General features: G+C 73.2%; 26 protein-coding genes. 19 read left to right on the top strand and 7 right to left on the bottom strand.

Going from position 1 to position 25,380, the window contains the following annotated elements; all coding sequences use genetic code 11:
- The 3 genes from H291_RS0112975 to H291_RS0112965 form a co-directional block, all read right to left on the bottom strand.
- On the bottom strand, window positions 1–774 hold the full coding sequence (locus H291_RS0112975; RefSeq protein WP_020015431.1) for a glycerophosphodiester phosphodiesterase: 774 nt from the start codon (window positions 772–774) through the stop codon (window positions 1–3).
- A gap of 41 nt (window positions 775–815) precedes the next feature.
- The gene (locus H291_RS0112970; RefSeq protein WP_020015430.1) at window positions 816–1,808 is read right to left on the bottom strand and encodes an alpha/beta hydrolase; all 993 of its coding nucleotides are present in this window, start codon (window positions 1,806–1,808) and stop codon (window positions 816–818) included.
- Window positions 1,809–1,869: 61 nt separating this feature from the next.
- On the bottom strand, window positions 1,870–2,409 hold the full coding sequence (locus tag H291_RS0112965) for a TetR/AcrR family transcriptional regulator (RefSeq protein WP_020015429.1): 540 nt from the start codon (window positions 2,407–2,409) through the stop codon (window positions 1,870–1,872).
- 111 nt (window positions 2,410–2,520) lie between these two features.
- Between H291_RS0112965 and H291_RS0112960 the strand changes: the two genes are divergently transcribed.
- From H291_RS0112960 to H291_RS0112950, 3 genes are all read left to right on the top strand, one after another.
- Window positions 2,521–3,546 carry an SDR family NAD(P)-dependent oxidoreductase gene (locus tag H291_RS0112960; protein ID WP_157236843.1) on the top strand — a complete coding sequence of 342 codons (1,026 nt, stop codon included), beginning with the start codon at window positions 2,521–2,523 and terminating at the stop codon, window positions 3,544–3,546.
- A gap of 249 nt (window positions 3,547–3,795) precedes the next feature.
- Window positions 3,796–5,088: an alpha-hydroxy-acid oxidizing protein gene (locus H291_RS0112955; RefSeq protein ID WP_020015427.1), complete on the top strand. Its 1,293-nt coding sequence runs from the start codon at window positions 3,796–3,798 to the stop codon at window positions 5,086–5,088.
- A 157-nt stretch (window positions 5,089–5,245) separates the two neighbouring features.
- Window positions 5,246–6,706, top strand: a complete 1,461-nt coding sequence (locus H291_RS0112950; protein ID WP_020015426.1) for an MFS transporter — start codon at window positions 5,246–5,248, stop codon at window positions 6,704–6,706.
- Window positions 6,707–6,714: 8 nt separating this feature from the next.
- On the opposite strand, the gene H291_RS32565 is transcribed toward H291_RS0112950, so the two are convergent.
- Window positions 6,715–7,959, bottom strand: coding sequence for a sigma-70 family RNA polymerase sigma factor (locus H291_RS32565; RefSeq protein ID WP_020015425.1), 1,245 nt, complete (start codon window positions 7,957–7,959; stop codon window positions 6,715–6,717).
- A 150-nt stretch (window positions 7,960–8,109) separates the two neighbouring features.
- Here H291_RS32565 and H291_RS32560 point away from each other — a divergent pair, with 150 nt between their 5' ends.
- The gene (locus tag H291_RS32560; RefSeq protein ID WP_198012462.1) at window positions 8,110–8,478 is read left to right on the top strand and encodes a YrdB family protein; all 369 of its coding nucleotides are present in this window, start codon (window positions 8,110–8,112) and stop codon (window positions 8,476–8,478) included.
- Between the two features lie 14 nt (window positions 8,479–8,492).
- Here H291_RS32560 and H291_RS0112935 read toward each other — a convergent pair whose 3' ends face one another.
- On the bottom strand, window positions 8,493–8,849 hold the full coding sequence (locus H291_RS0112935; protein WP_020015423.1) for an iron chaperone: 357 nt from the start codon (window positions 8,847–8,849) through the stop codon (window positions 8,493–8,495).
- A 136-nt stretch (window positions 8,850–8,985) separates the two neighbouring features.
- On the opposite strand from H291_RS0112935, the gene H291_RS0112930 reads away from it, so the two are divergent.
- Window positions 8,986–10,899, top strand: a complete 1,914-nt coding sequence (locus H291_RS0112930; protein WP_084468005.1) for an HNH endonuclease signature motif containing protein — start codon at window positions 8,986–8,988, stop codon at window positions 10,897–10,899.
- A 279-nt stretch (window positions 10,900–11,178) separates the two neighbouring features.
- Here the strand turns inward: H291_RS0112930 and H291_RS32555 are convergent, their stop codons facing one another.
- Together H291_RS32555 and H291_RS0112920 are read right to left on the bottom strand one after the other, a co-directional pair.
- Window positions 11,179–12,873 (bottom strand): MFS transporter, encoded by a 1,695-nt coding sequence (locus H291_RS32555; protein WP_020015422.1) that lies wholly within the window; start codon window positions 12,871–12,873, stop codon window positions 11,179–11,181.
- Window positions 12,870–13,973, bottom strand: a complete 1,104-nt coding sequence (locus H291_RS0112920; protein ID WP_020015421.1) for an alcohol dehydrogenase catalytic domain-containing protein — start codon at window positions 13,971–13,973, stop codon at window positions 12,870–12,872. The genes H291_RS32555 and H291_RS0112920 overlap by 4 nt, the downstream gene beginning before the upstream one ends.
- A 175-nt stretch (window positions 13,974–14,148) precedes the next feature.
- Here H291_RS0112920 and soxR point away from each other — a divergent pair, with 175 nt between their 5' ends.
- From soxR to H291_RS0112850, 14 genes are all read left to right on the top strand, one after another.
- Entirely contained in the window at window positions 14,149–14,637 is a 489-nt protein-coding gene (gene soxR, locus H291_RS0112915; RefSeq protein WP_020015420.1) for a redox-sensitive transcriptional activator SoxR, read from the top strand.
- A 178-nt stretch (window positions 14,638–14,815) separates the two neighbouring features.
- Window positions 14,816–15,403, top strand: coding sequence for a hypothetical protein (locus H291_RS0112910; RefSeq protein WP_020015419.1), 588 nt, complete (start codon window positions 14,816–14,818; stop codon window positions 15,401–15,403).
- A gap of 108 nt (window positions 15,404–15,511) precedes the next feature.
- On the top strand, window positions 15,512–15,970 hold the full coding sequence (locus H291_RS0112905; protein ID WP_033325945.1) for a type II 3-dehydroquinate dehydratase: 459 nt from the start codon (window positions 15,512–15,514) through the stop codon (window positions 15,968–15,970).
- A 120-nt stretch (window positions 15,971–16,090) separates the two neighbouring features.
- Window positions 16,091–16,900 carry a hypothetical protein gene (locus tag H291_RS0112900; RefSeq protein ID WP_020015417.1) on the top strand — a complete coding sequence of 270 codons (810 nt, stop codon included), beginning with the start codon at window positions 16,091–16,093 and terminating at the stop codon, window positions 16,898–16,900.
- A 28-nt stretch (window positions 16,901–16,928) separates the two neighbouring features.
- Entirely contained in the window at window positions 16,929–17,633 is a 705-nt protein-coding gene (locus H291_RS34860) for a hypothetical protein (protein WP_020015416.1), read from the top strand.
- A gap of 170 nt (window positions 17,634–17,803) precedes the next feature.
- Entirely contained in the window at window positions 17,804–18,367 is a 564-nt protein-coding gene (gene efp, locus H291_RS0112890) for an elongation factor P (RefSeq protein WP_020015415.1), read from the top strand.
- Between the two features lie 162 nt (window positions 18,368–18,529).
- Complete coding sequence (nusB, locus tag H291_RS0112885; RefSeq protein WP_020015414.1) at window positions 18,530–18,946, top strand: transcription antitermination factor NusB; 417 nt, start codon at window positions 18,530–18,532, stop codon at window positions 18,944–18,946.
- A 91-nt stretch (window positions 18,947–19,037) separates the two neighbouring features.
- On the top strand, window positions 19,038–20,267 hold the full coding sequence (locus tag H291_RS0112880; RefSeq protein WP_020015413.1) for an MFS transporter: 1,230 nt from the start codon (window positions 19,038–19,040) through the stop codon (window positions 20,265–20,267).
- 151 nt (window positions 20,268–20,418) lie between these two features.
- Window positions 20,419–20,892, top strand: a complete 474-nt coding sequence (locus H291_RS0112875) for an SRPBCC domain-containing protein (protein ID WP_020015412.1) — start codon at window positions 20,419–20,421, stop codon at window positions 20,890–20,892.
- Between the two features lie 5 nt (window positions 20,893–20,897).
- Complete coding sequence (locus tag H291_RS32545) at window positions 20,898–21,335, top strand: ArsR/SmtB family transcription factor (protein ID WP_051109489.1); 438 nt, start codon at window positions 20,898–20,900, stop codon at window positions 21,333–21,335.
- Between the two features lie 252 nt (window positions 21,336–21,587).
- Window positions 21,588–22,304: a bifunctional pyr operon transcriptional regulator/uracil phosphoribosyltransferase PyrR gene (gene pyrR / locus H291_RS0112865; protein ID WP_020015410.1), complete on the top strand. Its 717-nt coding sequence runs from the start codon at window positions 21,588–21,590 to the stop codon at window positions 22,302–22,304.
- Window positions 22,301–23,353 carry an aspartate carbamoyltransferase catalytic subunit gene (locus H291_RS0112860; RefSeq protein ID WP_020015409.1) on the top strand — a complete coding sequence of 351 codons (1,053 nt, stop codon included), beginning with the start codon at window positions 22,301–22,303 and terminating at the stop codon, window positions 23,351–23,353. The genes pyrR and H291_RS0112860 overlap by 4 nt, the downstream gene beginning before the upstream one ends.
- Window positions 23,350–24,750 (top strand): dihydroorotase, encoded by a 1,401-nt coding sequence (locus tag H291_RS0112855; protein WP_051109419.1) that lies wholly within the window; start codon window positions 23,350–23,352, stop codon window positions 24,748–24,750. The genes H291_RS0112860 and H291_RS0112855 overlap by 4 nt, the downstream gene beginning before the upstream one ends.
- Window positions 24,747–25,373, top strand: a complete 627-nt coding sequence (locus tag H291_RS0112850; protein WP_020015407.1) for a PH-like domain-containing protein — start codon at window positions 24,747–24,749, stop codon at window positions 25,371–25,373. Before H291_RS0112855 ends, H291_RS0112850 begins: the two co-directional genes overlap by 4 nt.
- The last annotated feature ends 7 nt before the right edge of the window (window positions 25,374–25,380 follow it).

The raw sequence follows: 25,380 nt of genomic DNA, 5'->3' as shown, positions 1-25,380 counted from the left end.
CTACCCCCAGAGCCCCCGCTCCAGGAGCACGTCCTTGAGCAGGTCGGCGCGGTCGGTGATCAGGCCGTCCACGCCGTCGTCGATGAGCTGGTTCATCTCGTCCGGCTCGTTGACGGTCCAGACGTGCACCTTCTTGCCGAGCGCGTGCGCCGCCGCGACGGACGCGCGGTCCACGACCGTGACGGAGCCCTCGCGCACCGGGACCTGCAGCGCGTCGGCGTCGCGCAGCGCACGCCGGGACAGGGCCGGCAGGCGCAGGCGCACCCCGGTCAGGAAGCTGGCGATCTCCCGGCGCCCGGCCGACGTCGCCACCGGGTGCGACAGCTTGGTGAGCGTGGCCCGGCGCCGGGCCACCTCGAACGAGGTGACGCAGACCCGGTCCCAGGACGCCGTCCTCTCGATGGCCCGCGCGACCGGGCCGACGCCGGAGCTGTGCTTGACGTCGATGTTGACCCGCAGCTCGGGCCAGCCGGCCAGCAGGTCCTCGAGCAGCGGCACGGGCTCCACGCCGCCGATGCGGGCCTCGCTCACCTCGGACCACGGCAGCTCGGCCACGAGGCCGGTGCCGTCGGTGGTGCGGTCCAGCGACTCGTCGTGCAGCGCGACGGCCACGCCGTCGACCGTCCCGTGCGCGTCCGTCTCCACGTACCTGTAGCCGAGGTCGACGGCGGCGCCGAACGCCGCCAGCGAGTTCTCCAGCCCCTCGGTTCCGGCCGAGGCGTGCGCGAAACCGCGGTGGGCGAGGGCTTGGAACGGCCCCTCGAAATAGGTCACTGGCTCGTCCCTCACGTAGTGGTGCCGATCTCGACGCTGTGTCAGTCGATCGGTTCGTCGATATGTCCGTCGATGCTGCTCTGGGTCCATTTCAACATGCCGTCGAGGTACGCCTCGCGCGGCCCCCGTGCCGACAGCGACAGGTCGTGCACGGCACCTGGCACGACCAGCTCGGTGACGTCCTGGCCGAGGTCCGGGGCGAGCGCCGCCATCTGCTTCACGTCGAGCACGGTGTCCTGCGCGTCGAGCAGCGGGTTGTCGAGCGAGTCAGGACCGGAGGAGTCCGACCGCGCGAGTAGCACGGGGCTCGCGATCTCCAGCCCGGCGGCCACGCGCGCCTGCCCGCGCCGGATCGCGACGAACCAGCCGACACGCCCGGGCACGCCCTCGGGGCGCTTGAGGGTGGTGTCGAACTCCCACCGCCCGCCGTTCGCGGCGAGCAGGTGCTCGGCGTACCGGGAGGGCCCGTCGCTGATGATCGCCGTGGTCGCCAGCCGCCCGACCGTGTCCAGGAACCGCGTCCCGACGGTGCGCTGCCAGTACGGCGCCCGCAGGTCGAGGAACGGCGAGTTCAGCACCAGCGCGTCGGGACCGGCGTCGGCCCCGGCGGCGTTGCGGTGCGCGTGGGCCCACAGGGACGCCGTGAGCCCGCCCGTGGAGTGGGCGTGCACCACGAGCGGCAGCCCGGGCTCCAGCCCGCGCACCGTGCGGGCGGCCGCCGCGATGTCCGTCGCCTGCTCGCGCAGGTCGAGCACGAAGTGCGGGATCTGGTCGGGCTGCAGGGACCGCCCGGCGGCCCGCAGGTCGACGGCGTAGAACGCGTAGCCGGCCGCCGTGAAGGTGCGGGCCAGGTGCTCCTGGAAGAAGTAGTCGTTGTACCCGTGCACGTGGATCACGGCCGCCCGCGGCGGCGGCCGGTCCGTCGGGTGCGGGTAGCGCACCAGGGTGGCGGGCCCGAGCGCCGCCTCCTGGAACGGCTCGCCGAGCAGGTGGTCGGTGCGCCAGTCGAGCGCGTCTTCCGGGGAACCAGGCACCTGCGGATCGTATGCTGCCGGGCGTAGTCGGCGCGTCCGGTCGCAGGTCAGGCGGGCACGATCACACGGGCCGCAGCCCCGCCAGCAGGATCTCCAGGTACGGCTCGCGGTCCGACGACGCGCCCAGCCGTACGGCGTGCTCCATCCCGCACACCAGGTGCTCGACCTGCTCGGTGGACAGGTCCGGCCGGACGACGCCGGCGGCGCGGGCGCGGACCAGGATCTGCTCGAAGCCGCCCAGGATCTCCTGCTTGGCCTCGTGCACCTCGTCGGACTCGTCCTCGGCCGACAGCAGCACCGGCTGCAGCCCGCCCTCCTCGAGCTGCAGGTCGAGCGCGGCGCGCAGCAGGTCCGCGATCGCCGTGCCCGCGTCGGACTCGGCGAGCGCGGCGCGCACCAGCACGCGCAGCCGCTCGAGCGTGTCCAGGGTGAGCGCCTCGACCAGGGCATGGGTGGTGGGGAAGTGGCGGTAGACCGTGCCGACCCCGACCCCGGCCTCCCGGGCCAGGTCGTTGAAGCGCAGGGCACCGGGGTCGTGGCGCCGGGCCACGTCGAGGATGCGCGCGCGGCTGCGGGCGGCGTCGGACCGGAGAACGGGCATGGGGTGAGCCTACCGCAGAAGCGGATGGAGAATCCGTTTCGGGTGCTACGCTCAAATGGATAGTTAATCCGGATGGGCCGCCGAGCCCGCAGAGCAGAGACCGAGGACCCCATGACCACCCCTGTGCCCGCTACTCCTGTGCCCGCCCCTGTGCCCGCCGTCCCCGTGCCCGCCACGGGCTGGGACCCCGCCCGCCTGCCCGACCAGACCGGCCGCACGCACGTCGTGACCGGCGCCACCGCCGGCATCGGCTACTTCGCCGCCGAGCAGCTCGCCGCCGCCGGCGCGCACGTCGTGCTCGCGTCCCGGTCGGCGACCAAGCTCGCGACCGCCGTCGCCGCCATCGAGCGGGAGGTGCCGGGCGCGCGGCTCGACACCGTCGTGATCGACCTTGCCTCCCTCGCCTCCGTGGCGGACGCCGCCGAGCGGATCTCCGCGCTGCCCCGCATCGACGGCCTGCTGCTGAACGGCGGAACCATGGACATGAAGCGCCGCGCGCGCACCGCCGACGGCCTCCCGATGCTGCTCGGCACCCACACCGTCGCGAGCGCGGCGCTCCTGGCCGGCGTCCTCCCGGCCCTCGCGGCCACCGGCGAACGGCTCGGCGTGCCGTCCCGGGTGGTGCACACCTCCACGGGCTTCGTCGCCCAGTTCCCGATGGCCGTCGACGACGTCGCCCGGGTCCCGTTCACAGGCGTGGCCGCCTACACCAAGGCGAAGACGGTGACCGAGGTGCTCGCGTTCGAGCTCGCCCGCCGCCTGGAGGCAGCGGGGACACCGGTCGCCTCGCTCGTCACCCGGCCGGGGGTCGGCGTCGACGCCCGCACGCCGCACCGCGCCGGTATCCGGGACGCGACCACGACCTACCGTCCCAACCCGTACACGCCGTGGGCCCAGGGCAAGGACGGCGCCGCGTGGTCGGCGGTGCGCGCCCTGACCGACCCGGACGCGCGCAACGGCCAGTACTACGCACCTTCCGGATCGCTGCGGGGAGCGCCGGTGCTCGTGGAGCCGACCGCCCGCACCGCGACGCCCGAGGGCGACCTCGCCGCGCGCGTGTGGGCCCAGGTCGAGGACCTCGCGGGCCTGCCCCTGACGGTCCCGGCCCCGGCGGGGGAAGAGGCCGCCCGACGGTAGGCGCTCGGCGGCGGCTGCCGCCAACTGCCGTGCTGTCCACCACATGGCAGGATGTCCGACATGCCTACTAACGGTGGGATCAGTACAGGTCAGAGCGGTACAGGTCAGAGCGGTACAGGTCAGAGCGGTGCGGGACAGGGCGGTGCCGGTCAGGGCGGTGCCGGTGAGAGCGGTGCGGGCCGGATCAATCTCGGCCGGACCGTCCAGTCCGCGATCTACCGCGCCGGCGTCTACGGCCGCCGCCCGGTCGTGCCGACCAGCCCCGACGCGCTCGCCAACACCGCCCGCCGCCGCATGACCCGCACCGGCTGGTCGTACGTGGCCGGCGGCGCCGGCGCGCAGCGCACCGTGGTGGCCAACCGGGAGGCGTTCGGCCGGTACCGCATCGTGCCGCGCCAGCTGGTCGACGTCGGCGAACGGTCGCTGCGCACCACCCTGCTCGGCCGCGAACTGCCCGCCCCCGTGCTGTTCGCCCCGGTCGGCGCGCTGGAGCTCGCCGTGCAGCACCAGCGCGGCGGCCGGGCCGCGGCGCCGGGCAACGCGGAGCCCGCCCTGTCCCGCGCCGCCCGCGACCTCGGCCTGCCCGTCGTCGTCTCGTCCCAGGCCTCCACGCCCATGGAGCAGACCGCCGCCGACCTCGGCGACAGCCCGCGCTGGTTCCAGCTCTACTGGTCGTCCGACGACGCGCTGGTCGAGTCCTTCGTGTCCCGCGCCGAGGCCAGCGGCTGCGAGGCGATCGTCGTCACCGTCGACACCCACGTGCTCGGCTGGCGCACCGCCGACCTCGACCTGGGCTACCTGCCGTTCGCCCGCGCCGAGGGCATCGCCCAGTACCTCAGCGACCCGGTCTTCCGCGGGCTCGTCGAGGCCCGGGTGCAGGCGGGGGCCGCGGCGTCGGCGGAGGAATCCACGGGGGAGCAGGCGACCTCGGAGCGGCCCACGCCCGCCGCCGTCCGCTCCCTGCTGTCCATGGCGCGCCACCACCCCGGCCCCACCCTGCGGAACCTGGCCCAGCCACACGCCCGCGCCGCCGTCGAGACCTTCCTCGACGTCTTCTCCCGCTCCACCCTCACGTGGGCCGACCTCGCCTGGCTGCGCGCACGCACCACCCTGCCCATCCTGGTCAAGGGCATCCAGCACCCCGACGACGCCCGCGCCGCCCTCGACCACGGCGCCGCCGGCATCATCGTGTCCAACCACGGCGGCCGCCAGGTCGACAACGCGATCGCCTCGATCGACGCCCTCGGCCCCGTGGTCGACGCCGTGCGGGAGTGGACGGGGGCGTCCGGTTCGGGGGCGGACGCCGAGGTTCCCGTCCTCTTCGACTCCGGCATCCGCACCGGCGCCGACGTCTTCACCGCCCTCGCCCTCGGCGCCGACGCCGTCCTCCTGGGCCGCCCCTGGGTCTACGGCCTCGCCCTGGCCGGGGCCGACGGCGTCCGCGCCGTCGCCGAGCACGTGCTCGCCGAGCTCGACCTGACCATGGCGCTCGCGGGCGTGTCCGGGGTCGAGCAGATCGGGCGGCACAACCTCGCGCTGTGAGAGCCCGCGCGACCCCCCACCCGCCCGGTGTCAGACGTACAGGTCACCCGGGGGATCTGTACGTCTGACAGGTGGACTCGTGTCTGACCTGCGGGTCGGTATGAGATCGTGACCGCTCCAGCACCCACGGTTCACGCTGCCCGGGCAGACTGCGGCCATGACCGACGCCTTTCCCGGACCCGACTCGCAGGCGCACTCTGCCGGCGAGACCCCGAAGCCCCCGAAGATGGGCCTCGAGCTGCAGGAGGGGGCGCGGATCCCGCGCCGCCAGGTGATCTCCTGGGCGCTGTGGGACTGGGGTACCCAGCCGTTCAACACGGTGATCCTCACGTTCGTCTTCACCGCGCTGTACCTGACCACGGAGTCGTTCCTCGACCCGGCCGTCGTGGCGCTGGGCGAGGACGACCCCGCCTACCAGCACGGCCTCGCCGAGCTGAGCAGCGGGGTGGGCCTGTGGAACACCCTCGCGGGTCTGCTCATCCTCTTCCTTGCGCCCGTGCTCGGGCAGCGCGCCGACGCCACCGGACGGCGCAAGGCGTGGCTCGCCGGCGGGACGGCGGGCATGGTCCTGTGCATGCTCGCGCTGTGGTTCGTCGAGGCCGACCCGGCCTACTTCGTGCTCGGCGCCGCGCTGATCGGCCTGGGCAGCGTGCTCAACGAGATCGCCGGCGTGAACTACAACGCCATGATGGTCTCCGTCGCCACGCCGAAGACCGTCGGCAAGGTGTCCGGGCTCGGCTGGGGGCTCGGCTACGTCGGCGGCATCCTGGCGCTCCTGTTCGTGGTGATCGCCAACGGCGCCGAGTGGTGGGGCATGCCCACCGACAACGGCCTCGCCTTCCGCGTGATCGCCGTGGGCTGCGCGCTCTGGGCGCTGGCGTTCGCCTGGCCGATCCTGGCCTTCGTACCGGAGCTCCCGCCCACCAAGGGCCGCGCCACCGTCGGGTTCTTCGCCAGCTACGGCGTGCTGTACCGCGACATCAAGGCCCTGTGGCACACCTCGCGCCGCACCTTCTGGTTCCTGCTGGCCAGCGCCGTGTACCGCGACGGCCTGAGCGGCGTCTTCGCGTTCGGCGCGATCATCGGCGGCGTCAGCTTCGGGTTCTCCGCCGACCAGGTCATCGTCTTCGGCATCGCCGCCAACCTCGTGGCCGGGGCGAGCACGGTCCTCGTGGGGTTCGCCGACGACCGCTTCGGCCCGCGCTCCGTCATCCTGGGCACGCTCGGCGTCATCGTCGTGGCCGGGCTCGGCGTCGTGTTCCTGCGCGACCTCGGACCCGTCGTCTACTGGGTGGGCGGCCTGATCCTCTCCGCGTGCGTCGGCCCTGCGCAGGCGGCGTCCCGGTCCTACCTCGCCCGCGTGACGCCCGCAGGCAAGGAGTCCGAGATCTTCGGCCTCTACGCCACGACCGGCCGCGCCACGTCCTGGATGTCGAGCGCCCTGTGGACGATCACCATCGCCGTGACGGGCGCGACCATCTGGGGCACCCTCGGCATCGTCGCGGTGGTGCTCATCGGCCTGGTGATGATGTGGTTCGTCCGGGAGGCGCCCCTGGCCGACGCCGGCCGCCCGGCCGGTCCGACGGCGGAACCGACGGGCGACCGGTCCGCGGTCTGACGGTTGGCCTAGACCTCGGGGGTCTTGTTCTCGGGCGCTGTCTTCTCGGGCGCCTCGTTCTCGTGCGCCTCGTTCTCGGCGGTCCGGTGCGCTGCGGCGCGCCGGACCGCCGTCCGCTCCTCCAGCGCGTGCCGGAGCGCGGCCTGGAGCCGGTCGAGGTCCGCGAGCGGCCCCAGGTGCCCGAGCTTGTTCGGGTTGATCACCCCGCGGATCCCCGAGAGCAGCCCGTCCGAGACCTCGAACGACCAGGTGCCGATCAGGCCACCGCCGACGGCGTCGTCGGCCACGATGAGGAGCCCTGGCTCGCCGCCCACGAGCGCCCGCTCGAAGTGGAGCGGCGCGCCCCGGCTGATGAAGGACGCCAGCATGCGGGCGACCGTCGCCCGCCCGGCGACCGGCCGGACGATCGACATGCCCTGCGGCACGTTCCCGCCGCCGTCGCCCGTGAGCACGACGTCCTCGGTCAGGAGCTCGAGGAACGAGTCCACCGCACCCTCCTCGCACGCGGCCAGGAACCGGGACACGAGCTGCTCGGCGCGAGCCCGGTCGGTGGCGGTGCGCGGTGAGGCGGTGGGGGTGTGGGCCTGCGTCTCTGTGCGGGCCTGGGTACGTGTCTGTGTCTCTGTCTGCGCCTGCGCCTGGGGGTGGGGCTCGGTCGGGGCCGTGACCCTGGCCGGGGCGCTCGCCGCGATGCGACGTCGGGCACGTGATGCCAGCTGCCGCGCCGCGACCTCGCTGGTGCCGATCACCCCGGCGGCCTCGCTGTGCGGAAAGCCGAGCACGTCGTGCAGCAGGAACGCCGCCCGCTCGGTGGGGGTGAGGGTCTCGAGCAGCACCAGGAACGCGGTCGAGAGATCGTCGGCGAGCTCGGCATGACGGGCGACGTCGGGCGCGGGCGTGCCCATCGCCACCGGGAGGTACGGCACCGCGCCGACCAACGGCTCGGGCAGCCACTCACCCACGTACGACTCCCGCCGGACCCGCGCCGAGCGCAGCACGTCGATCGCGATCCGCGTGGTGACCGTGGTGACGAACGCGTCCGGGTTACGGACGTCAGGCGCCTGCGCGACGCGCGTCAGCGCCTCCTGCACCACGTCCTCCGCCTCGGCGACACTGCCGAGCATCCGGTACGCCACCGTGAACGACAGCGGACGGAGGCGCTCCAGCGCGGCGTCGTCCAGGAACGACGTACCGGGCCGGTCCGTACCCGTCGAGGGCGTCGAGGGGCCCGCCGGGGCCTCATGATCCGTCATGCGCACATGCTCTCGCGTCATGCCCCCTTGACGGGACAGCGGCGCGAAACGTGACAGCGGGACCGGGACCGGCGTCGTCCGCGGATCCCTTTCGCGCCCGGCGAGCGTACTCGTGTTGCCCGCCCCGCCGCGGTCCGTACTCTTGCGCGCGTGAGAACAACCGCCCTCGTCGTGCGCTTTCTCCTCGAGCTCGCCCTCGCCGCCGCAGCCGGCTACGCCGCCTGGAACCTGGCCGACGGCGGATGGCGCGCCGTCGTCGTCCTGCTCGCCCCGATCAGCGTCATCGCACTCTGGGCGACGTTCCTCTCGCCGAAGGCGCTCGTGGCGATCCCGCCGTGGTCGCAGATCCTCCTGGAAGCGCTCCTCTTCGGCGGCGTCGGATACCTGTGCTGGCTCGCCGGAGCCCAGGTCGCCGGACCGGCGCTCGCGGTGCTGTGGATCGTCGACCGCGTGGCGCTGTGGCTGACGCGCGGCACGCCCAGCGTCCTGGAGCCCGAGGGCGCGGCCCGGGAGCGCTGAGGCCGTGGACGCCGTCAGCGCGACCGCATGGCGTCGAACTCGTCGCGACGGAACAGGACGAGGCGGTCCAGGACGTCGTCGGGCAGCGGGTTGTCCGGTGTGAACCGGACGGTGCCCTTCGACGTCGAGAAGCCCTCCAGGTCGGGTGCGAGCGCGTCGATCGCGGGCGGGCTGAACGGGTAGAGCCCGATGTGCTTCGCGGTGGCGCGCGCCGAGATCAGCGGGCTGCCGCGGTAGCGCAGGGCGGCCATGCCGTAGCTCATGCCCTCGTCGGCGTCGGGCACGAGCTCGAGCGCGCGGGACCGCACGTGCTCGACCGCGTCCTTGGCCGGACCGTCCAGGCCGGCGATGTACTCGGTGAACTCGTCCATGAGCACAGCCTCGCCAGGTCGGACGGGTTCCGCGAGGGCTGACGGCGACCGGGTGTGACGCCGGGTCGGTGGTTCCCGCGGCAGGCAGGTGGAAGGGTTATCCACAGATTTCAAATGTCCCTCGCGGTGCGTATGAATGTTCGAGACAATGGTGTCAGGCGAACGACGAAGGCAGGGGGTGGCATCAGTGGAGTCCACGAACGAGACGGGCTCGGAAGGCATGCCCCCGACTGGTGGAGGGCTGTCGTTAGAGGGTGTGTTGGACCGGATCGAGGCCGCGGTAGGGGAGCTGGCTGATCTGGTCGCCCCGGAGGTCCTGGATGGTTGGGGTGCCCCGTCCATCACCCGGTTGATGCAGGCCCACTCCCGGGTTCGTAAGGTGACCGGTCGGTTGGAGGGTGTGCGTTTCACGGTGCTGCCGCGGATCGAGGACGACGGTTCCTGGCGCACTGGTGGCATGTCCCGCACGTTCACGTCCTGGCTGCGCCTGCGCGAGGGTATCGCCGCGTCCACGGCTCGCAGGGACGTGACCACGGCCCGCCGCCTGGCCCAGGCCCTCCCGGTCACGCGGACCCGTCTTGTCGCGGGCACCCTGGGTGTGGACCACGCCCGCGTGATGAGCGAGGTCGCGCCCACCAGCCCCACCCGTGAGGATGCCCTGGCGTGGTTGGTCGATACCCGCACGGGGGAGACCACCACCCCGGAGGCGTTCGTGCAGACCGTTGCGGTGGATCTGCCCGATCCGTCCGAGGACCCGGACTGCACCCGCACCCGCGACCAGATCACGAAGGTCCTCGAGTCCGCGATCACGGACGGGACCCTGGTCACGGGTGAGGGCCTGGTCCTGCGTGAAGCACCGGTGTTGAACGCGGACCAGTTCCGGGTCGTGGCGCGCCGGTTCGCGACGGTGACCGACCCGGACACGGACGACGTGCAGGACGACAAGGCCGCCCGGGGTGAGTTCCTGGACGTGTCCAAGACGCTGGGTGGTTACCACGTCGCGGGCTTCCTGACGGACGAGCACGGCCTGCTGCTCTCCACCGCGATCACCGCACTGATCGGTGCCCCGGCCGCGGGGGAGGACCGGAGCCCTGGGCAGCGTCGGGCGCAGGGTCTGGCGGACCTGGCGCGTCTGACCCTGGACGCGAACCTGGTCTCCCCGGGTGCGGCGATCCCACCGCATCTGAACGTGACGGTGTCCTGGTCGGAGCTGGTCGCTCAGGTCACGCGGACCCGGGACGGGTCGTGCCTGACCTGCGGGCAGGCGGTCCCGGAGAGGAGAACGCGGTCGGGCCGCCCCGGGAAGGGTGCCCGGGTGGGTGGGCCTGGTGCGTCGGGCGCCGGCAGCTCCAAGCCGGGTTCGGTGACGCCTGCTGGCGCGACAGGGACGGCGCCTTCCACCGGGACCGCGGGTTGGCCGGGTCTGCCCGGTGGGTCGAGCATGCCTGGTGCTGGTGCTGGTGCTGGTGCTGGTGCTGGTGCTGGTGCTGGTGCTGGTGCTGGTTCGGTTTCGGTTGTCGGGTCGGGCTTGCTGGGTTCGGGTGGTGCGGTGTTCACCGAGTCCGGTGGCCGGGTCCCGCGCGGGTTGTTGCGGAGGTTGGCGTGTGACAGTGCGGTGACGCGGGTCGTGTTCGGTCCCGATGGTGCGGTGCTGGATGTGGGGCGGGCGCAGCGGACGGTGTCAGGGCAGATGCGTCAGGCGGTCATCGCCCGTGACGGGCATTGCGTGTTCCCGGGGTGTGATCAGCCGCCGTCGCGGTGCGAGGTGCATCACGCGGTCACGCACTGGGCCGACGGTGGCGACACCTCGGTCTCCAACAGTGCGTTGTTGTGCTGGTTCCATCATCAACTGGTCGATACCCGAGGCATCACGATGCACTGGGCCGGCAAACCCACCACCACCACGACGGTGGGGGTGCTGCTGGAGACGGGATGGGTGTTCACCGACGCCCGCGGCCGCCGGATCGGCCTGCCCGAACCCCTGGAGCCGGCCCCGGGCTACGGCCTGCCCGACGACCCGACCGGCACACCACCGGCCGCAGCCGCATGACCACCACGACCCGACCGCACCACGATCCGACCGACCGGGCCCGACCGGGCCACGACCCGACTGGGGTCGCGGCCCGGTCGACCGGACCGAGGTCCGGTTCTTCCCGGCCTCGGCGCCCGATTCCGACGCGCCGCCGTCGCTGCTGTCACAACGACGGCCGGCGCCGGCCGGATCACAGCCCGACCTACCCAAGTTGGTCTGTCATGACCCGTCCGGTGCCAGCCACGGCCCACACGGTGGCCGTCACCTCGCACGCTCGGGCGCTTCCGGAGACCTTGGTCAGGACGCCACGGGCGCCACCCGGACCTGGGTCCGCCCCGCCAGGGCCAAGGCTGCAGCAGCCAGCAGCCCCGTGAGCCCCAGGACGACCGCGTACGCGGGCAGGCCCGCGACGTCGTACAGGGCCCAGAGCAGCGCGCCCGTCGCGGAGGACGCGATGGCGGCTGCGACGGCGTCGGCCACCTGGAGGGCCGACGAGGCCGACCCGTGCTCGTGCGGTGGTGCCAGCTCGAGCGTGAGGACCGACAGCGTCGGATACACCAGGCCCATACCGCTGCCCGAGAGCACCCAGAACGCCATGCCGACGCCCGCCGGGACGTCCGGCAGCACGAGGAGGGCCGCGCCGACCATGCCGAGGGCGAGCAGTCCGCCGCCCAACCGCACATATCCGGTGTGGCTCAGGTGCAGCAGGTTGCGTCCGCGCACCCATGACGCGCCCGACCAGCCGAGCGCCCCCACGGTGAGGATCAGCCCGGCGCCGCCCGGGCTCAGCTGCCGCTCGTGGACGAGCAGCAGCGGGAGCAGCACCTCGGCGCCCGTGAATGCCGCCGACACCAGCGCTCGCACCGACACGACGGCGGGCAGACCGCGTCCCGCGCGCAGGACGGCCAGGGCCAGGTGCAGCGCGTGCGCCACGGGGCGCTCGGTCTGGTCGATCCCGGGTCCCCGCGTCTCCGCACCAGGAGCAGCACCGCCGGGCTCGCTGGCGACAGCCGCGCCGAGGCCGGGCGTCCCGGGGCTCTCCCCGCCGAGCCCGGAATCGCTGGGGTCGGAAGCGCCGTGCCAGGATGTGCCGCGCCCGGATATGCCACGCCCGGATGCGCCGTCGGTGATCTGTTCCTCGCCGATCGTGGCCCCACCGCGCAAGGCGCCACCGTCGGCCGCGACCGCTTCGCCAGCCGCGACCGCACCGCCAGCCGCAACCGCGCTGCCGGCCGCGACCACCCCCTCTCGAGCGTCCCCGTCACCCATGTCCCTGTCGCCAGCGTCTCCGCCCACACCGTTCCCAGGTGCGCCCTCGGCTGCCGCGCGTCCCTCGCCGTGCGCGGCCGTCAGGCCCGGGCGCATCAGGATCGCCGCCGGGATCGTGAGCGCCGCGGCGCCGAGGAAGACCCAGCGCCAGCCCAGGTGGTCGACGACGAGCCCGGCCAGCCCCGGTCCCACGATCGCGGGGACCACCCACGCGGCGGCGAACGCCGAGAACACCGCGGGGCGGCGTTCGGGGGCGAACACTCGCGCCACCAGCACGTACAGCGCGACGCCGAACAGCCCGCTGCCGACACCCTGCACCGCGCGCCCCGCGATCAGGGCGCCCATCCCGGTCGCGGTCCCGGCCACGACGAGCCCGACGACGAACAGTGCCACGCCGGTCCACATCGCCGGCGTCGGCCCGGTGCGGTCGCACCAGCGTCCCGCGGTGAGCATGCCGACCACGCTGGTGGCGAAGACCACCGCGAAGGCGAACGTGTAGTGCCGCAGCCCGTCCAGGTCGACGGCGATGGTGGGCATCGCCGTCGCCACGGCCAGGGCCTCGAACGCGCCGAGGGAGCAGAGCGCGACCATCCCGATCAGCACGAGGCGCTGTCCGCCGGGACTGAGGGCGCCGGGCTGCGCGTCCGGCTGGGCGCCGGACGGCGTGCCCGCCTCTGCGCCCGGCCGCGGGGCCGACTGTTCTGCTGACACCTCCGCGGTCACACCAGCACCACCTTGCCGGTCGTGCGGCGCTCCTCGAGCTCGCGATGAGCGCGTGCGGCCTCCGCGAACGGCACGCGGTGCGTCGCCACCCGCCAGCGGTCCGACGCCGCCAGCGCCAGTGCGCGTTCCTGGTACGGCCGCTGGTCGCCCATCGGCGGCGCATCCGGCCCGACGGCGTAGCGCACCTCAAGCGGCGACTCGATCCGGTCGTCCTCAGCCCAGGACGTGTACCGGTTGGCCGTGCCGGAGGCCCAGCCGTACGCGACGAGCCGGACCGGGGCCGCGCCCGGCTCCGTGACCGGCTCCGCGCCCGAGCCCGAGCCCGCGCCGTCCACCCCGCGCAGCAGGCTCGTCGCCGCCGTCCCGAGGTCTCCGCCCACGCCGTCGAACACGAGGGTCGCCCCGGCGGCGCCGACCGCCGACCGGGCCTCGTCCAGCCAGCCGGGAGTGGAGTAGTCGACCAGGGCGAGCCCGTCCGTTCCCGGCATCGCCTCATCCTGCAACGCCGCGCCTCGCAGCAGCTCGCCCAGCACCTTCAGCTTCGCGGCCCCGCCGGCGAGCGCGACGACGCGCGCACCCTGGCGCAGTGCCTCCTGCACGAACAGCGTGCCGAGCCCGCCCGCGGCGCCCGTCACGACGACGACGTCGTCCGCCGTCACCGCCGCGATGTCGAGCGTGTAGACGGCCATCCGGCCGGTGCCGATCATCGTGATCGCGTCGGCCGGGTCGAGGGGAGCGCCGTCGGCGCCGTCGGGCAGGGCGTGCAGCTTGCCCGCGCCGACGACGACGCGCCTGGCGTACGCGCCGCCGTCGGGCACCGGGCCGAGGTGCGCCGCCACGGGCCGGCCGACCCACGCGTCGTCGACCCCGGGGCCGACGGCGGAGATGGTGCCCGCGAGCTCGCGGCCGGGGACCGTCGGGAGGCTGGGCAGGGGGAGCGGCGGGCCCGACTCGCCGCGCCGGAGGCTGGTGTCCAGGAGGTGCACCCCGTGCGCGACCGCGTCGACGAGCACCTCGCCGGGGCCGGGGGTGGGGTCCGGGATCTGCTCGAGCTGAAGGACCTCCGGCGGCCCGAAGGTGTGGTGTCTGATCGCGTCCATGCGCTCATCCTTTAACCTGAACCAAAGTTGAGGTCAACACGCCGACGCCGCGTCGGTCGGCGGACCCCAGTACCAAGCCCCTGAGCACCAAGCCCTGAATACCAAGCCCCTGGGCACCAAGCCCTGAGCACCAAGCCCTGAGCACCAAGCTAATCGTGAGCCGTGGAGGCCAGACATGGAAGCGCCCAACCCTGCCATCCCGTGGGACCGAGACGAGCTGACTGTCGGTGACCTCGCCGCCCGGAGCGGCGTGGCGGTGTCCGCGCTGCACTTCTATGAGCGCAAGGGGCTGATCACGAGCCGGCGCACCTCCGGGAACCAGCGGCGCTACCGGCGCGAGACGCTGCGGCGGGTCGCGTTCATCCGGGTGTCCCAGCGGGTCGGGATCCCGCTCGCCGACATCGGCGCCGCGCTGGCCACCCTGCCCGGCGACCGGACGCCCACCGCCAAGGACTGGCGCCGCATCTCGCAGGCCTGGCACGACGACCTCGACGCTCGCATCGAGCAGCTGTCCCGGCTGCGCGACCACCTCACCGACTGCATCGGCTGCGGCTGCCTCTCGCTGCGCCGGTGCACGCTCACCAACCCGCACGACGAGCTCGCCGAGGCCGGGCCCGGCCCGCGCACGCTGCTGGTCGAGGGACTGGAGTCGGACGGCGCCTGAGGCGCAGTGCGGTCTTTCGAAGCCCGTCTTTCGAAGCCCCGTCTTTCGAAGCCCTGTGTCAGTGGTCCCGGGTAGCGTGCGGCTCGCCGGACGACGACCTGTCCGGCCCCGTGCGCACGAGCTGGTGCGCACGAAACTGGCGCTCAGGAAACTGGCGCTCAGCAGCCGAGGGGGAGACGTGGGTACGTACTTCGAGTGGGTCGCCGACCTGGACGCGACCGAGGCCGAGGCCCCGGAGCTGGGGCGGCGGGTGGTGGACGCGCTCGTCGCGCGCGGGGTGCTGCTGCGGGAGGTCTCCGGGGCGGCTGCGCTCGGCGGCGTCGGCCACCTGCCGGGCGCCGCCTGGGCGGACACCGTGGCCACGTCCGTCTCGGGGGAGCCGCCGTGGGGCATGGAGGTGGGCACGGGCCGCGAGGTGTACGACGGCGGGCGGGGCGGCGTCGACGCCGTCACCTGTCCCAGGTGCGCGGTGCGCCGGTCGTTCTTCGGGCCGCCCGAGGAGTTCGGTCCCACCTGCTCCGACGAGGACGGGCTGAGCTGGTACTTCGACGCGGCGGCCACCTGGCGGGACGGCGGCGCGGCCGACCTGGAGTGCCGCACGTGCGGGGCGGCCTCTCCGGTCACGGAGTGGTCGGCCGACGACGCGGCCCTGGCCTGCCTCGGGTTCACGTTCTGGAGCTGGGACGAGCTGCGGCCCGAGGTCTGCGACTGGATCGCCGAGGCGACGGGCGGGCACCGGATCGTGCACGGCAGCGGCAAGGTGTGAGAGCAAGGTGTGAGCGCAGGGCGTGAGAGCAAGGCGCGAGAGCAGGGCGTGAGGGCAAGCTCTGAGATACGCCCGCACCCCGACCCGCTGACCACTAGGCTCGCGGCCATGGCTTCTGCACTGCCCAGCGTCCTGGTGCTCAACGGTCCCAATCTCGGTCGGCTCGGAGTCCGTGAGCCGGAGATCTACGGGCACGCCTCGATGGCGGACCTGAAGGTCGCGGCCGGGGAGTGGGGCGCGGACCTGGGTCTGGCGGTCGAGGTGCGGCAGACCGACGACGAGTCCGAGATCGTCGGCTGGCTGCACGAGGCGGTCGACGCCGAGGCGCACGTCGTCCTGAACCCCGCCGCGTTCACCCACTACTCGTACGCGCTGCGCGACGCCGCCGCGCAGGTCACCACCGCGGGGCTGCTGCTGGTCGAGGTTCACCTGTCGAACCCGGCGACGCGCGAGTCGTTCCGGCACTACTCGGTGGTGGCCGGGATCGCGACGGGCACGATCGCGGGCTTCGGGTTCGACTCGTACCGGCTGGCGCTGTCGGCGATCGCGGGGAAGCTGGGGAAGTAGGGCTCTGCGTTGATTCGTCGCAGTCAGGGTTGATTCGTCGTAATCAAGCACTCAGGCTTGAGAGGTGTTGATCAAGGCAATAGCCTTGAATCGTTGACCTCAAGTCCTTACGCTTAAGCCATGATCGTGCTGACCATCGACCAGCGGGGCTCGACCTACGCGGACGACCGGGTCCCCGAGGTCCTCGCGGAGCTCGCGGACCTGACGCGCGGCCGCGACGGTGTCGTCGTGCGGTTCGAACGCACGGTCGGCGACGAGGTGCAGGGCATCCTGGCGGCCGGTCGCGCGGGCGCGCAGCTCGCCGTCGACCTCACCCTGCACCTGCTGCGGGACCAGGGCTGGAGCGTCGGCATCGGTGTCGGCCAGGTCGAGGGTCCGCTGCCCGCGGTGTCGCGCGAGGCGCGGGGCTTCGCCTTCTACCGTGCCCGCGACGCCGTCGAACGCGCCAAGACCCGCGGCCGGGGCACCTCGGTCGCGGTGGAGGGTCCGCCGCCCGGGGCGGCGGACCTCGTGACCGCGGACGCCCAGGCGCCGAGATCCGGGACCGCGGAGCCCGGCGCGTCCGCGGAGCCGTCCCGGCCCGACCTGGCCGCCGAGGTCGAGGCCCTGCTCCGCCTTCTCGCGGCGATTCGCGCGCGCCGTACTCCCCAAGGGTGGGAGGTCGCCGATACGCTCGCCTCGCTGGCGGACAAACCGGGACGACAAAGGATCGTCGCCCAGTCCTTGCACGTCAGCGAGCAGGCGGTGAGCCAGCGGGTCCGCGCGGCCCTCTGGCAGGAGGAGGAAGCGGTGCGACCGGTGGTCGTGCGGCTCCTCGCCGAGCTGAGCGGCTCGGTGGGCCCGGAGCCCGCTGGGGTTGCTGAGCCTGCCGAAGCGGCCAAGGCTGCCGGGCCTGCTGTCCGGAGCACCAAGAAGCGCGCCAAGAGTTGACGCGCAGAGCTGAGGGGAACGTCACGCCGTGACCTGGGAGACGCTGGACCACATCGACGGCTGGCAGTGGGTCGCCGCCGTCGCGACCTGGTTGATCACGCTGGCGCTCAGCGTGATCGTGGGCTCCTGGGTGGTGCCCTGGGTGCTGCGCCGCGCCGGCCGGGGCGACCTCCCGTGGGCCCGCTACAAGCCGCCGGTGTACCCGCAGGCCCTGGAGGCCGGGGAGGGCGAGGGCGCCGAGGGCTCTGGTGGCGAAGGTGCTGGGGGAGGAGGCGCCGCGGGCACCGAGGGCGCTGCAGGCCCTGAAGGCGCCGAGGGTGCAGCCGAGAAGAGCTCCGGCTCCGACAGCGGCGCCGCCACGGGCACGTCGGGCGCGATGCTCCCCGGTGCCGGCAAGTCCAGCGCCGGCAAGTCCGGCACGAGCAACCCCGGTCAGGTGCCCGACGGCGAGGAGTCGCCCACCGGCACGATGCACCCGGACGCCGTCGCGATCCTGCGCGGCGGGGCGTGGCTGGGCGTCCTGGAACGCCTCGCGATCACAGGTTCGCTGCTGGCCGGCTACCCGTACGGCATCGCGATCGTCGTCGCGATCAAGGGCCTGGGGCGGTACGCGGAGCTGCGCGACCAGCCCGTCGCGTCGGAGCGGTTCGTGGTGGGTACGCTCGCCTCGCTGATCTGGTCGGTCGCGACCGGGCTGCTCGGGCTCGTCGTCCTCAATGCGCTCGTCCTCTGACCGGTCCGTTAGACTTGACCGCTGCTGCTTGACCCCTTGCACGACCTCTTGCACGACCTCCTGCGCGACCTCTTGCAGGAACAGTGCATGAACACTGCACGATCACCCCAGCCGCCGGCCTAGCGTCGGCGTGCCCGGGGCACACCCTCACCCAACACAGGAAGACGAACGTGGCTACCTCCAACGACATCAAGAACGGCACTGTGCTCCGCATCGACGGCAACCTCTGGTCGGTCATCGAGTTCCAGCATGTCAAGCCGGGCAAGGGTGGAGCGTTCGTCCGCACCAAGATGAAGAACGTGCTGTCCGGCAAGGTCGTCGACAAGACGTTCAACGCGGGCATCAAGGTCGAGACGGCCAACGTGGACCGCCGCGACTTCCAGTACCTGTACATGGACGGCGAGGACTTCGTCTTCATGGACAACGACACGTACGACCAGATCAACGTGTCGGCGGCGACCGTGGGCGACGCCAAGGACTACATGCTCGAGGGCATGAGCGTCATGCTCGCCTCGAACGACGGCACCCCGCTCTACATCGAGCTGCCGGCCTCCGTGGTCCTCGAGATCACCTACACCGAGCCGGGTCTGCAGGGCGACCGCTCCACGGGTGGCACCAAGCCGGCGACCCTCGAGACGGGCGCGGAGATCCAGGTCCCGCTGTTCCTCGAGCAGGGCGTCAAGGTCAAGGTCGACACCCGCACGGGCGACTACCTCGGCCGCGTCTCCGAGTGACCCACCCGCGGCGGGCCCGGAAGGGTCCGCCGCGCCGCAGTTCAGTCGCTGGCAGCTCAGTCGCTGATAGCTCAGTTGCTGGGAGTGGAGCCGCTGAAAGCTGAGCAGCTGACAGATCAGCAGTCGCGTTTCGTAGCAGAGATTTCGTAGCAGAGAGAGACCATGGGCGCACGCACCAAGGCGCGCAAGCGCGCCGCCGACATCCTCTTCGAGGCGGAGCAGCGGGGCATCGACCCGCTGACGCTCCTCGCCGACCGTGTGGCCAAGCCGCACACCGAGGCTGCCGTGCCGCAGTACGCGGTCGACATCGTGGAGGGCGTGGTCGCCCACCGCGACCGCATCGACGAGGTGCTCGAGACGTACTCGCAGGGTTGGACGCTGGACCGCATGCCCGCCGTCGACCGCGCCCTGCTGCGGATCGGCTCCTGGGAGGTCCTCTTCAACGACGACGTGCCCGACGCCGTCGCGCTCGACGAGGCGGTCGACCTCGCGGGCGACCTGTCCACGGACGACTCCCCGGCCTTCGTGAACGGCCTCCTCGGCCGGGTCAAGGACCTGAAGCCGACCCTGCTGGCATGAGCTCTGCTGGCGTGAGCCGGCGAGCAAGCGGGGTTGGCGTGAGCCGGTGAGCACGCCGGCCCGTGAGCCTCCCCGCGAGCCCGCACGCACTGTGAGCACCGGTCCCGGCGCAGCACGGTTCGACGAGCGACGTCTGCTCGTCGCGCTGTTCGGCGCCGGGACCGCTGCGTTCGCGCAGCTCTACGCGCCGCAGTCCGTCCTGCCCGACGCCGCCCGCGAGCTCGCGACGTCGGCCTCCGCGACGGCGCTGCTCGTCTCCGCCGCGACCCTGGGCCTGGCCGTGGGCGTGCTGCCCTGGGCGTGGGTCGCCGACCGGATCGGCCGCGTCCGGGCGATGACCGTCGCGATGCTCGGCGCCACCGCGCTCGGTCTCGCGGTGCCGTTCGCGCCGTCGTTCGAGCTGCTCGTGGCCGGGCGGGCCGTCGAGGGGCTCTTCGTCGCGGGCGTGCCCGCCGTCGCGATGGCCTACCTGACCGAGATGCTGATCGCCTCGGGCGCGGCGTCAGCGGTACCGCGCGCGGCCGGGACGTACGTCGCGGGCACCTCGATGGGCGGGCTGCTCGGGCGCATCGTCTCGGGCGGCGTCGCGGAGATGTTCGGCTGGCGGGCCGGGGTGGGCGCCGTCGCGGTGGCCTGCCTGGTCGCTATGGGCGCCTTCGTCTGGCTCGCACCCCGGGACCGCGGGTCGCGGGCGGTGACGTTCGGGGGCACAGCCGCCACGGATCGTGCCGACACAGCCGGGGCCGGTCGCGTCCGTCGCCCCGGACGGCTTCGGGCGCTCCTCAGCCCGCGCCTGCTCGTGCTGGACGCCCAGGGACTGCTGCTCATGGGCGGGTTCGTCGCGGTCTACAACTACCTGGGCTTCCGGCTGGCCGCCGCCCCGTTCGGCCTGTCGCCGGGCGTGGTCAGCCTCGTGTTCCTCGCCTACCTGGCCGGCACCTGGTCGTCGGCCCGTACGGGGCTGCTCGTCCTGCGGCACGGGCGGCGCCGCGTGCTCATCGTCTCGACGGCGGTGATGGCGCTCGGCGTGGTGGCCACGCTGTCGGCCTGGCTGCCGCTCGTGCTGGCGGGGCTCGTCGTGCTGACCGCCGGGTTCTTCGGCGCGCACGCCGTGGCCAGCGGGTGGACACCGGTCGCGGCCCCTGAGGCGCGCACGCAGGCGGCGGCCGTCTACAACCTCGCCTACTACGCGGGCTCCAGCCTGTTCGGCTGGCTCGGCGGGATCGGGTTCGCACTGGCGGGCTGGCCGGGCACGGTCGGGATGGTGCTCGCCCTGGTCGCGATCGCGGCGGGCCTGGCGACGGCGGTGCTGCGGGACTAGCTGTGCTGGGGACTGGGCGTGCTGAGGCAACAGCGGGAGTCCCCGGGCACGGGCTGATGCAACCAAAAGGTTGCGTATCTTCGATCGAAGGCGCATCGTAGAAGCGCAACCAAATGGTTGCGTCAAGGCTCTCGTCGCTTCGGAGGACATCATGACCACCACTCAGCCCCGTGCCAGCGTCGACGTCGCCGAGCGTTCGGTCACCCGTACCGTCCGTGTCGCGGCCGGCCCCGACGCCGTCTGGCGCGCCATCTCCGAGCCCGAGCACGTCGCCGGCTGGTTCGGCGACGGCTGCGAGACCGAGGACGGCGGCCCGTTCGCGCCCGGCACCACGGGTCGGCTGCACTTCGAGGGCTACGGCTGGTTCGCCTTCGAGGTCACCCGGGTGGAGCCGGGCCGCCTGCTCGCCTATCGCTGGGGCCAGTCCGCGGAGGACCCTGACATCATGACCGAGGCCACGTTCACCCTGGAGCCCGACGGCGCCGGCACCTACCTCACGGTGCACGAGACCGGCTTCACGGGTGACACCGACGACGCCGTCCGCGCCGCGCTGGACGGCAACCGCGAGGGCTGGGACGTCGAGCTGGACGAGCTCGTCGAGTACGTCGAGTCGCGGTCGTGGTGACCGGCGTGACGAACTCTGCGGTCGGAGCGCCGGCGCCGGTTCCGGCGTCGCCCGTCGCCGCGTTCGCGGCGCTCGGGGACGAGACCCGCTGGGCCGTGCTCGAGGCGCTGTCGGGCGGGGAGGCCACGGGGGACGTCACAGCTTCTGCCGCCGGCCCCGCCTCCGGTCTGACCGCCGCCGACCCCGCCGCCGGCCTGACCGCGTCCGCCCTCGCCGCGCGGCTGCCGGTGACGCGGCAGGCGATCGCCAAGCATCTCGTCGTGCTCGAGGCGGCCGGGCTGGTCGAGTCGTGGTCGGTGGGGCGCGAGCGGCGCTACCGCGCTCTCGGCGCCGAGCTGACCGCCCTGGGCCGCCGGCTCGAGCGCATCGGGGACGCGTGGGAGGCCCGCCTGGGTCGGATCGCCGGCATCGCGGAAGAGCTGGAGAAGCGCGAGCGCGGCTGAGGCGCCGCATCGAAGCTGCGTACGCCCGAGCCGGGCCGGCACCCGTGCCGGCCCGGCTCACCGCCGCCCAGCCCACCGCCGCCCAGCCCGCCGCCGCCCAGCCCGCGCCGGTGTGAGCAACGCCCCTTCCGGCGGGTCGTGACCTCGGCATCTCGCCCCGGCGGAGCGGGTTAAGGTGGTGGCTGTCAGACTCCCTTTAATCCCGTCCCGTGAGGCGGAGAAGGAGGTCGCCAGATGCATCCTGGCAGCCGCATGCCCGAATCCAGCACCACCCCCGGCAGCACCAGCGAGACCCCCAGCGACACCCCGAGCACCGCTCCCGGCACCGCCGCCGCGCGGACCGTGCTCGGCGAGGCCGACATCGCCCGGGCGCTGACCCGCATCGCCCACGAGATCGTGGAGCGCAACAAGGGCGCCGCCGACCTGGTCCTCCTCGGCATCCCGACGCGCGGCGTCCAGCTCGCCGAGCGGCTGGCCGAGCGCCTCGCGCAGATCGAGCCCGCCTTCAGCGGTGAGTTCGGCACGCTCGACGTGACCATGTACCGCGACGACCTGCGCCGTCAGCCCACGCGCGCCGTCGGGCAGACGGTCCTGCCCGGCAGCCTGGACGGCACGATCGACGACAAGGTGGTCGTCCTCGTGGACGACGTCCTCTTCTCCGGCCGCACCATCCGCGCCGCGCTCGACGCCCTGAACGACCTCGGCCGCCCCCGCGTGGTCCAGCTCGCCGCGCTCGTCGACCGCGGCCACCGCGAACTGCCGATCCGCGCCGACTACGTCGGCAAGAACCTGCCCACCTCGCGCAGCGAGCGCGTGCGGGTCCGGCTGGCCGACGTCGACGGGGGAGCCGACGCCGTCGTCATCAGCGGGGCACCCACGGACAGCGCGGCCACCGACTTCGCCGGCGAGAACGCCGCTCCTGAGAACGCCGCTCCTGAGAACGACGCCGACGAGAGGAGCGCCCGGTGAAGCACCTCCTGACCACCCAGGGCCTGTCCAAGGACGACGCGATCCTGCTCCTGGACACCTCCGCACAGATGGCGGCCACGCAGTCGCGCGAGAACAAGAAGCTGCCGACGCTGCGCGGCCGCACCGTGGTGAACCTGTTCTACGAGGACTCCACGCGTACCCGGATCTCGTTCGAGACGGCGGCCAAGCGTCTGTCGGCCGACGTGATCAACTTCTCGGCCAAGGGGTCGAGCGTGTCGAAGGGCGAGTCGCTCAAGGACACGGCCCTCACGCTGCACGCCATGGGCGCCGACGCCGTGGTGGTGCGCCACTGGGCCTCGGGCGCGGCGCACCAGCTCGCGCACGCCGGCTGGCTCGACGCGGCCGTCCTCAACGCGGGCGACGGCATGCACCAGCACCCCACGCAGGCGCTGCTGGACGCGTTCACGATCCGCCGGCACCTGGTGGGCCGTGTGGGTGACGACGGACGAGGCGCCGACGCCTCGGTCGGCGCCGACCTGGCCGGGCTGCGCATCGCGATCGTCGGCGACGTGCTGCACTCCCGCGTCGCGCGCTCGAACGTGTACCTGCTGCACACCCTCGGCGCCGAGGTCACCCTGGTCGCGCCCCCGACGCTCGTGCCGGTGGGCGTGGAGACCTGGCCGTGCCGCGTCTCGTACCACCTGGACGAGACGCTCGAGCAGTGGCAGCCGGATGCGGTCATGATGCTGCGGGTGCAGCGTGAGCGGATGTCGGGCGGTTCGGGGGCGTTCTTCCCGAGCCCCATGGAGTACAGCCGCAAGTTCGGGTTCGACGCCCGGCGGCTCGCGGTCCTGCCGGACCACGCGATCGTGATGCACCCCGGGCCGATGAACCGCGGCCTGGAGATCTCGGCGGCCGCCGCCGACCACCCGCGCTCCGTGATCGTGGAGCAGGTGGCCAACGGCGTCGCCGTCCGGATGGCCGCCCTGTACCTGCTGCTGTCCGGCGACATCGCGAGCACGAACAGCAGCACGAGCAGCACGAGCACCAGCACGAGTTCCAGCACCGACGAGAGGACCGCCCTGTGAGCACCCCTTCAACCACGACCTACGTCCTGCGTGGGGTGCGTCCCTACGGCACGGACCCGGTCGACGTCGTGCTCGCGGACGGCGTGGTCGCCGCGATCGGCGCGCCGGGGACGGTCGAGGTGCCCGAGGGCGCGCACGAGGTCGCGGCCCAGGCGGCTGCCCAGGACGGCGACAGCAGCGGGCTGGTGCTCCTGCCCGGCCTCGTCGACCTGCACACCCACCTGCGCGAGCCGGGCCGGGAGGACGCCGAGACGGTGTTCTCGGGCACCCGCGCCGCCGCGGCGGGCGGGTTCACCGCGGTGCACGCCATGGCCAACACGACGCCGACGCAGGACACCGCCGGCGTCGTCGAGCAGGTCTACCGGCTCGGCCAGGAGGCCGGCTGGGTGGACGTGCACCCCGTCGGCGCGGTCACGGTGGGCCTGGACGGGGAGAAGCTCGCCGAGCTCGGCGCCATGGCCGACTCCGCCGCCCGCGTCCGCGTCTTCTCGGACGACGGCAAGTGCGTGCACGACCCGGTCCTGATGCGTCGTGCGCTGGAGTACGTCAAGGCGTTCGACGGCGTCGTGGCCCAGCACGCGCAGGAGCCGCGCCTGACCGAGGGCGCCCAGATGAACGAGGGCGTCGTCTCCGCGCAGATCGGCCTGACGGGCTGGCCCGCGGTGGCCGAGGAGTCGATCATCGCCCGCGACGTGCTGCTGGCCGAGCACGTGGGCTCGCGCCTGCACGTCTGCCACCTCTCGACGGCGGGCTCGGTGGAGATCATCCGCTGGGCCAAGGGCCGCGGCATCGACGTCACCGCCGAGGTGACGCCGCACCACCTGGTGCTCACCGACGAGCTCGCCCGCGACTACGACCCGGTGTTCAAGGTGAACCCGCCGCTGCGCACCGCCGCCGACGTCGAGGCGGTCCGCGCCGGCCTGGCCGACGGCACCATCGACATCGTCGCCACCGACCACGCCCCGCACCCGGTCGAGGACAAGGGCTGCGAGTGGTCCTCGGCGGCGTTCGGCATGACCGGCCTGGAGACCGCGCTGTCCGTGGTCCAGCAGACCATGGTCGACACAGGCCGCATGACCTGGGCCGACGTCGCCCGCGTGCTCTCGCAGAACCCGGCCCGCATCGGCCGGATCGACGCGACGCAGGGCCGCCCGATCGCCGTCGGCGAGCCCGCCAACCTGACCCTCGTGGACGCGGGTGCCACCCGCGCGATCGACGGCCGCACCCAGGTCACGGCCAGCGACAACACCCCGTTCGGCGGGATGGAGCTGCCGGGCCGCGTCGTCGCGACGTTCCTGCGGGGACGTGCCACGGTCCTGGACGGCGCGGTCGTGGACACCACCAGCTCGCAGAGCAACAGCTGGAACAACGCAGCTCTGGAAGGAGCCGGCCGATGAAGATCCTCGCCGTAGCCCTGATGATCGCCCTGGCGATCTTCCTCGTGCTGTACGTGACCCTCATCGGCCGACGTCGGCTCGCGCAGCGCACCACGACAGTCGTCCCGGTCCCGCCGGTCGCGCCCACGGCTGACAGCGTCGGCGCCGTCCGCTTCGGCCCCGTGGAGGCCGTCTACGTCTCGACCACGCTGCACGGCGACTGGCTCGCCCGCGTGGGCGCGCACGGCCTCGGCGACCGCGCGCACGCGGTCGTCTCCGTGCACGGCGGCGAGGCCGGGCAGGGCGGCGTGCTCATCGAGCGCGACGGCACCGCCGACCTCTGGCTTCCGGTGACCGAGATCCGCAGCACGGGCCTCGCCCCGGGCATGGCCGGCAAGTACGTCGGCACGGACGGGCTCGTCGTCCTCACCTGGGCCGTCCCGGAGGCCGACGGCGTGCCCGCCGCCCTGGTCGACACCGGCCTGCGCACGCGCAGGGCCGAGGACCGCGGCGGCCTGGTGGACGCCGTCCGCCACCTGCTCGCCGCCCAGCAGCAGCACGCCCAGCAGCACAGCCAGCAGGCCCAGCATCTTGAACAGCAGTACCCGCACCAGCAGTACCCGCACCAGCAGGAGGCCCGGTGACCATCCC

Origin of the sequence: Promicromonospora sukumoe 327MFSha3.1, assembly GCF_000385135.1 — a bacterium.
In the GTDB taxonomy this organism is placed as follows: Bacteria; Actinomycetota; Actinomycetes; order Actinomycetales; family Cellulomonadaceae; genus Promicromonospora; species Promicromonospora sukumoe_B.
This window is presented reverse-complemented; position numbering and strand designations above follow the sequence as displayed.

Excerpts from the sequence above, each read along its gene's own strand:
- H291_RS0112965 (WP_020015429.1), bottom strand. The coding sequence starts at position 2,409 with ATGCCCGTTCTCCGGTCCGACGCCGCCCGCAGCCGCGCGCGCATCCTC.
- H291_RS0112960 (WP_157236843.1), top strand. The coding sequence starts at position 2,521 with ATGACCACCCCTGTGCCCGCTACTCCTGTGCCCGCCCCTGTGCCCGCC.
- H291_RS0112950 (WP_020015426.1), top strand. The coding sequence starts at position 5,246 with ATGACCGACGCCTTTCCCGGACCCGACTCGCAGGCGCACTCTGCCGGC.
- H291_RS32565 (WP_020015425.1), bottom strand. The coding sequence starts at position 7,959 with ATGACGGATCATGAGGCCCCGGCGGGCCCCTCGACGCCCTCGACGGGT.
- H291_RS0112935 (WP_020015423.1), bottom strand. The coding sequence starts at position 8,849 with ATGGACGAGTTCACCGAGTACATCGCCGGCCTGGACGGTCCGGCCAAG.
- H291_RS0112930 (WP_084468005.1), top strand. The coding sequence starts at position 8,986 with ATGTTCGAGACAATGGTGTCAGGCGAACGACGAAGGCAGGGGGTGGCA.
- H291_RS0112920 (WP_020015421.1), bottom strand. The coding sequence starts at position 13,973 with ATGGACGCGATCAGACACCACACCTTCGGGCCGCCGGAGGTCCTTCAG.
- soxR (WP_020015420.1), top strand. The coding sequence starts at position 14,149 with ATGGAAGCGCCCAACCCTGCCATCCCGTGGGACCGAGACGAGCTGACT.
- H291_RS0112905 (WP_033325945.1), top strand. The coding sequence starts at position 15,512 with ATGGCTTCTGCACTGCCCAGCGTCCTGGTGCTCAACGGTCCCAATCTC.
- H291_RS0112900 (WP_020015417.1), top strand. The coding sequence starts at position 16,091 with ATGATCGTGCTGACCATCGACCAGCGGGGCTCGACCTACGCGGACGAC.
- nusB (WP_020015414.1), top strand. The coding sequence starts at position 18,530 with ATGGGCGCACGCACCAAGGCGCGCAAGCGCGCCGCCGACATCCTCTTC.
- H291_RS0112875 (WP_020015412.1), top strand. The coding sequence starts at position 20,419 with ATGACCACCACTCAGCCCCGTGCCAGCGTCGACGTCGCCGAGCGTTCG.
- pyrR (WP_020015410.1), top strand. The coding sequence starts at position 21,588 with ATGCCCGAATCCAGCACCACCCCCGGCAGCACCAGCGAGACCCCCAGC.
- H291_RS0112850 (WP_020015407.1), top strand. The coding sequence starts at position 24,747 with ATGAAGATCCTCGCCGTAGCCCTGATGATCGCCCTGGCGATCTTCCTC.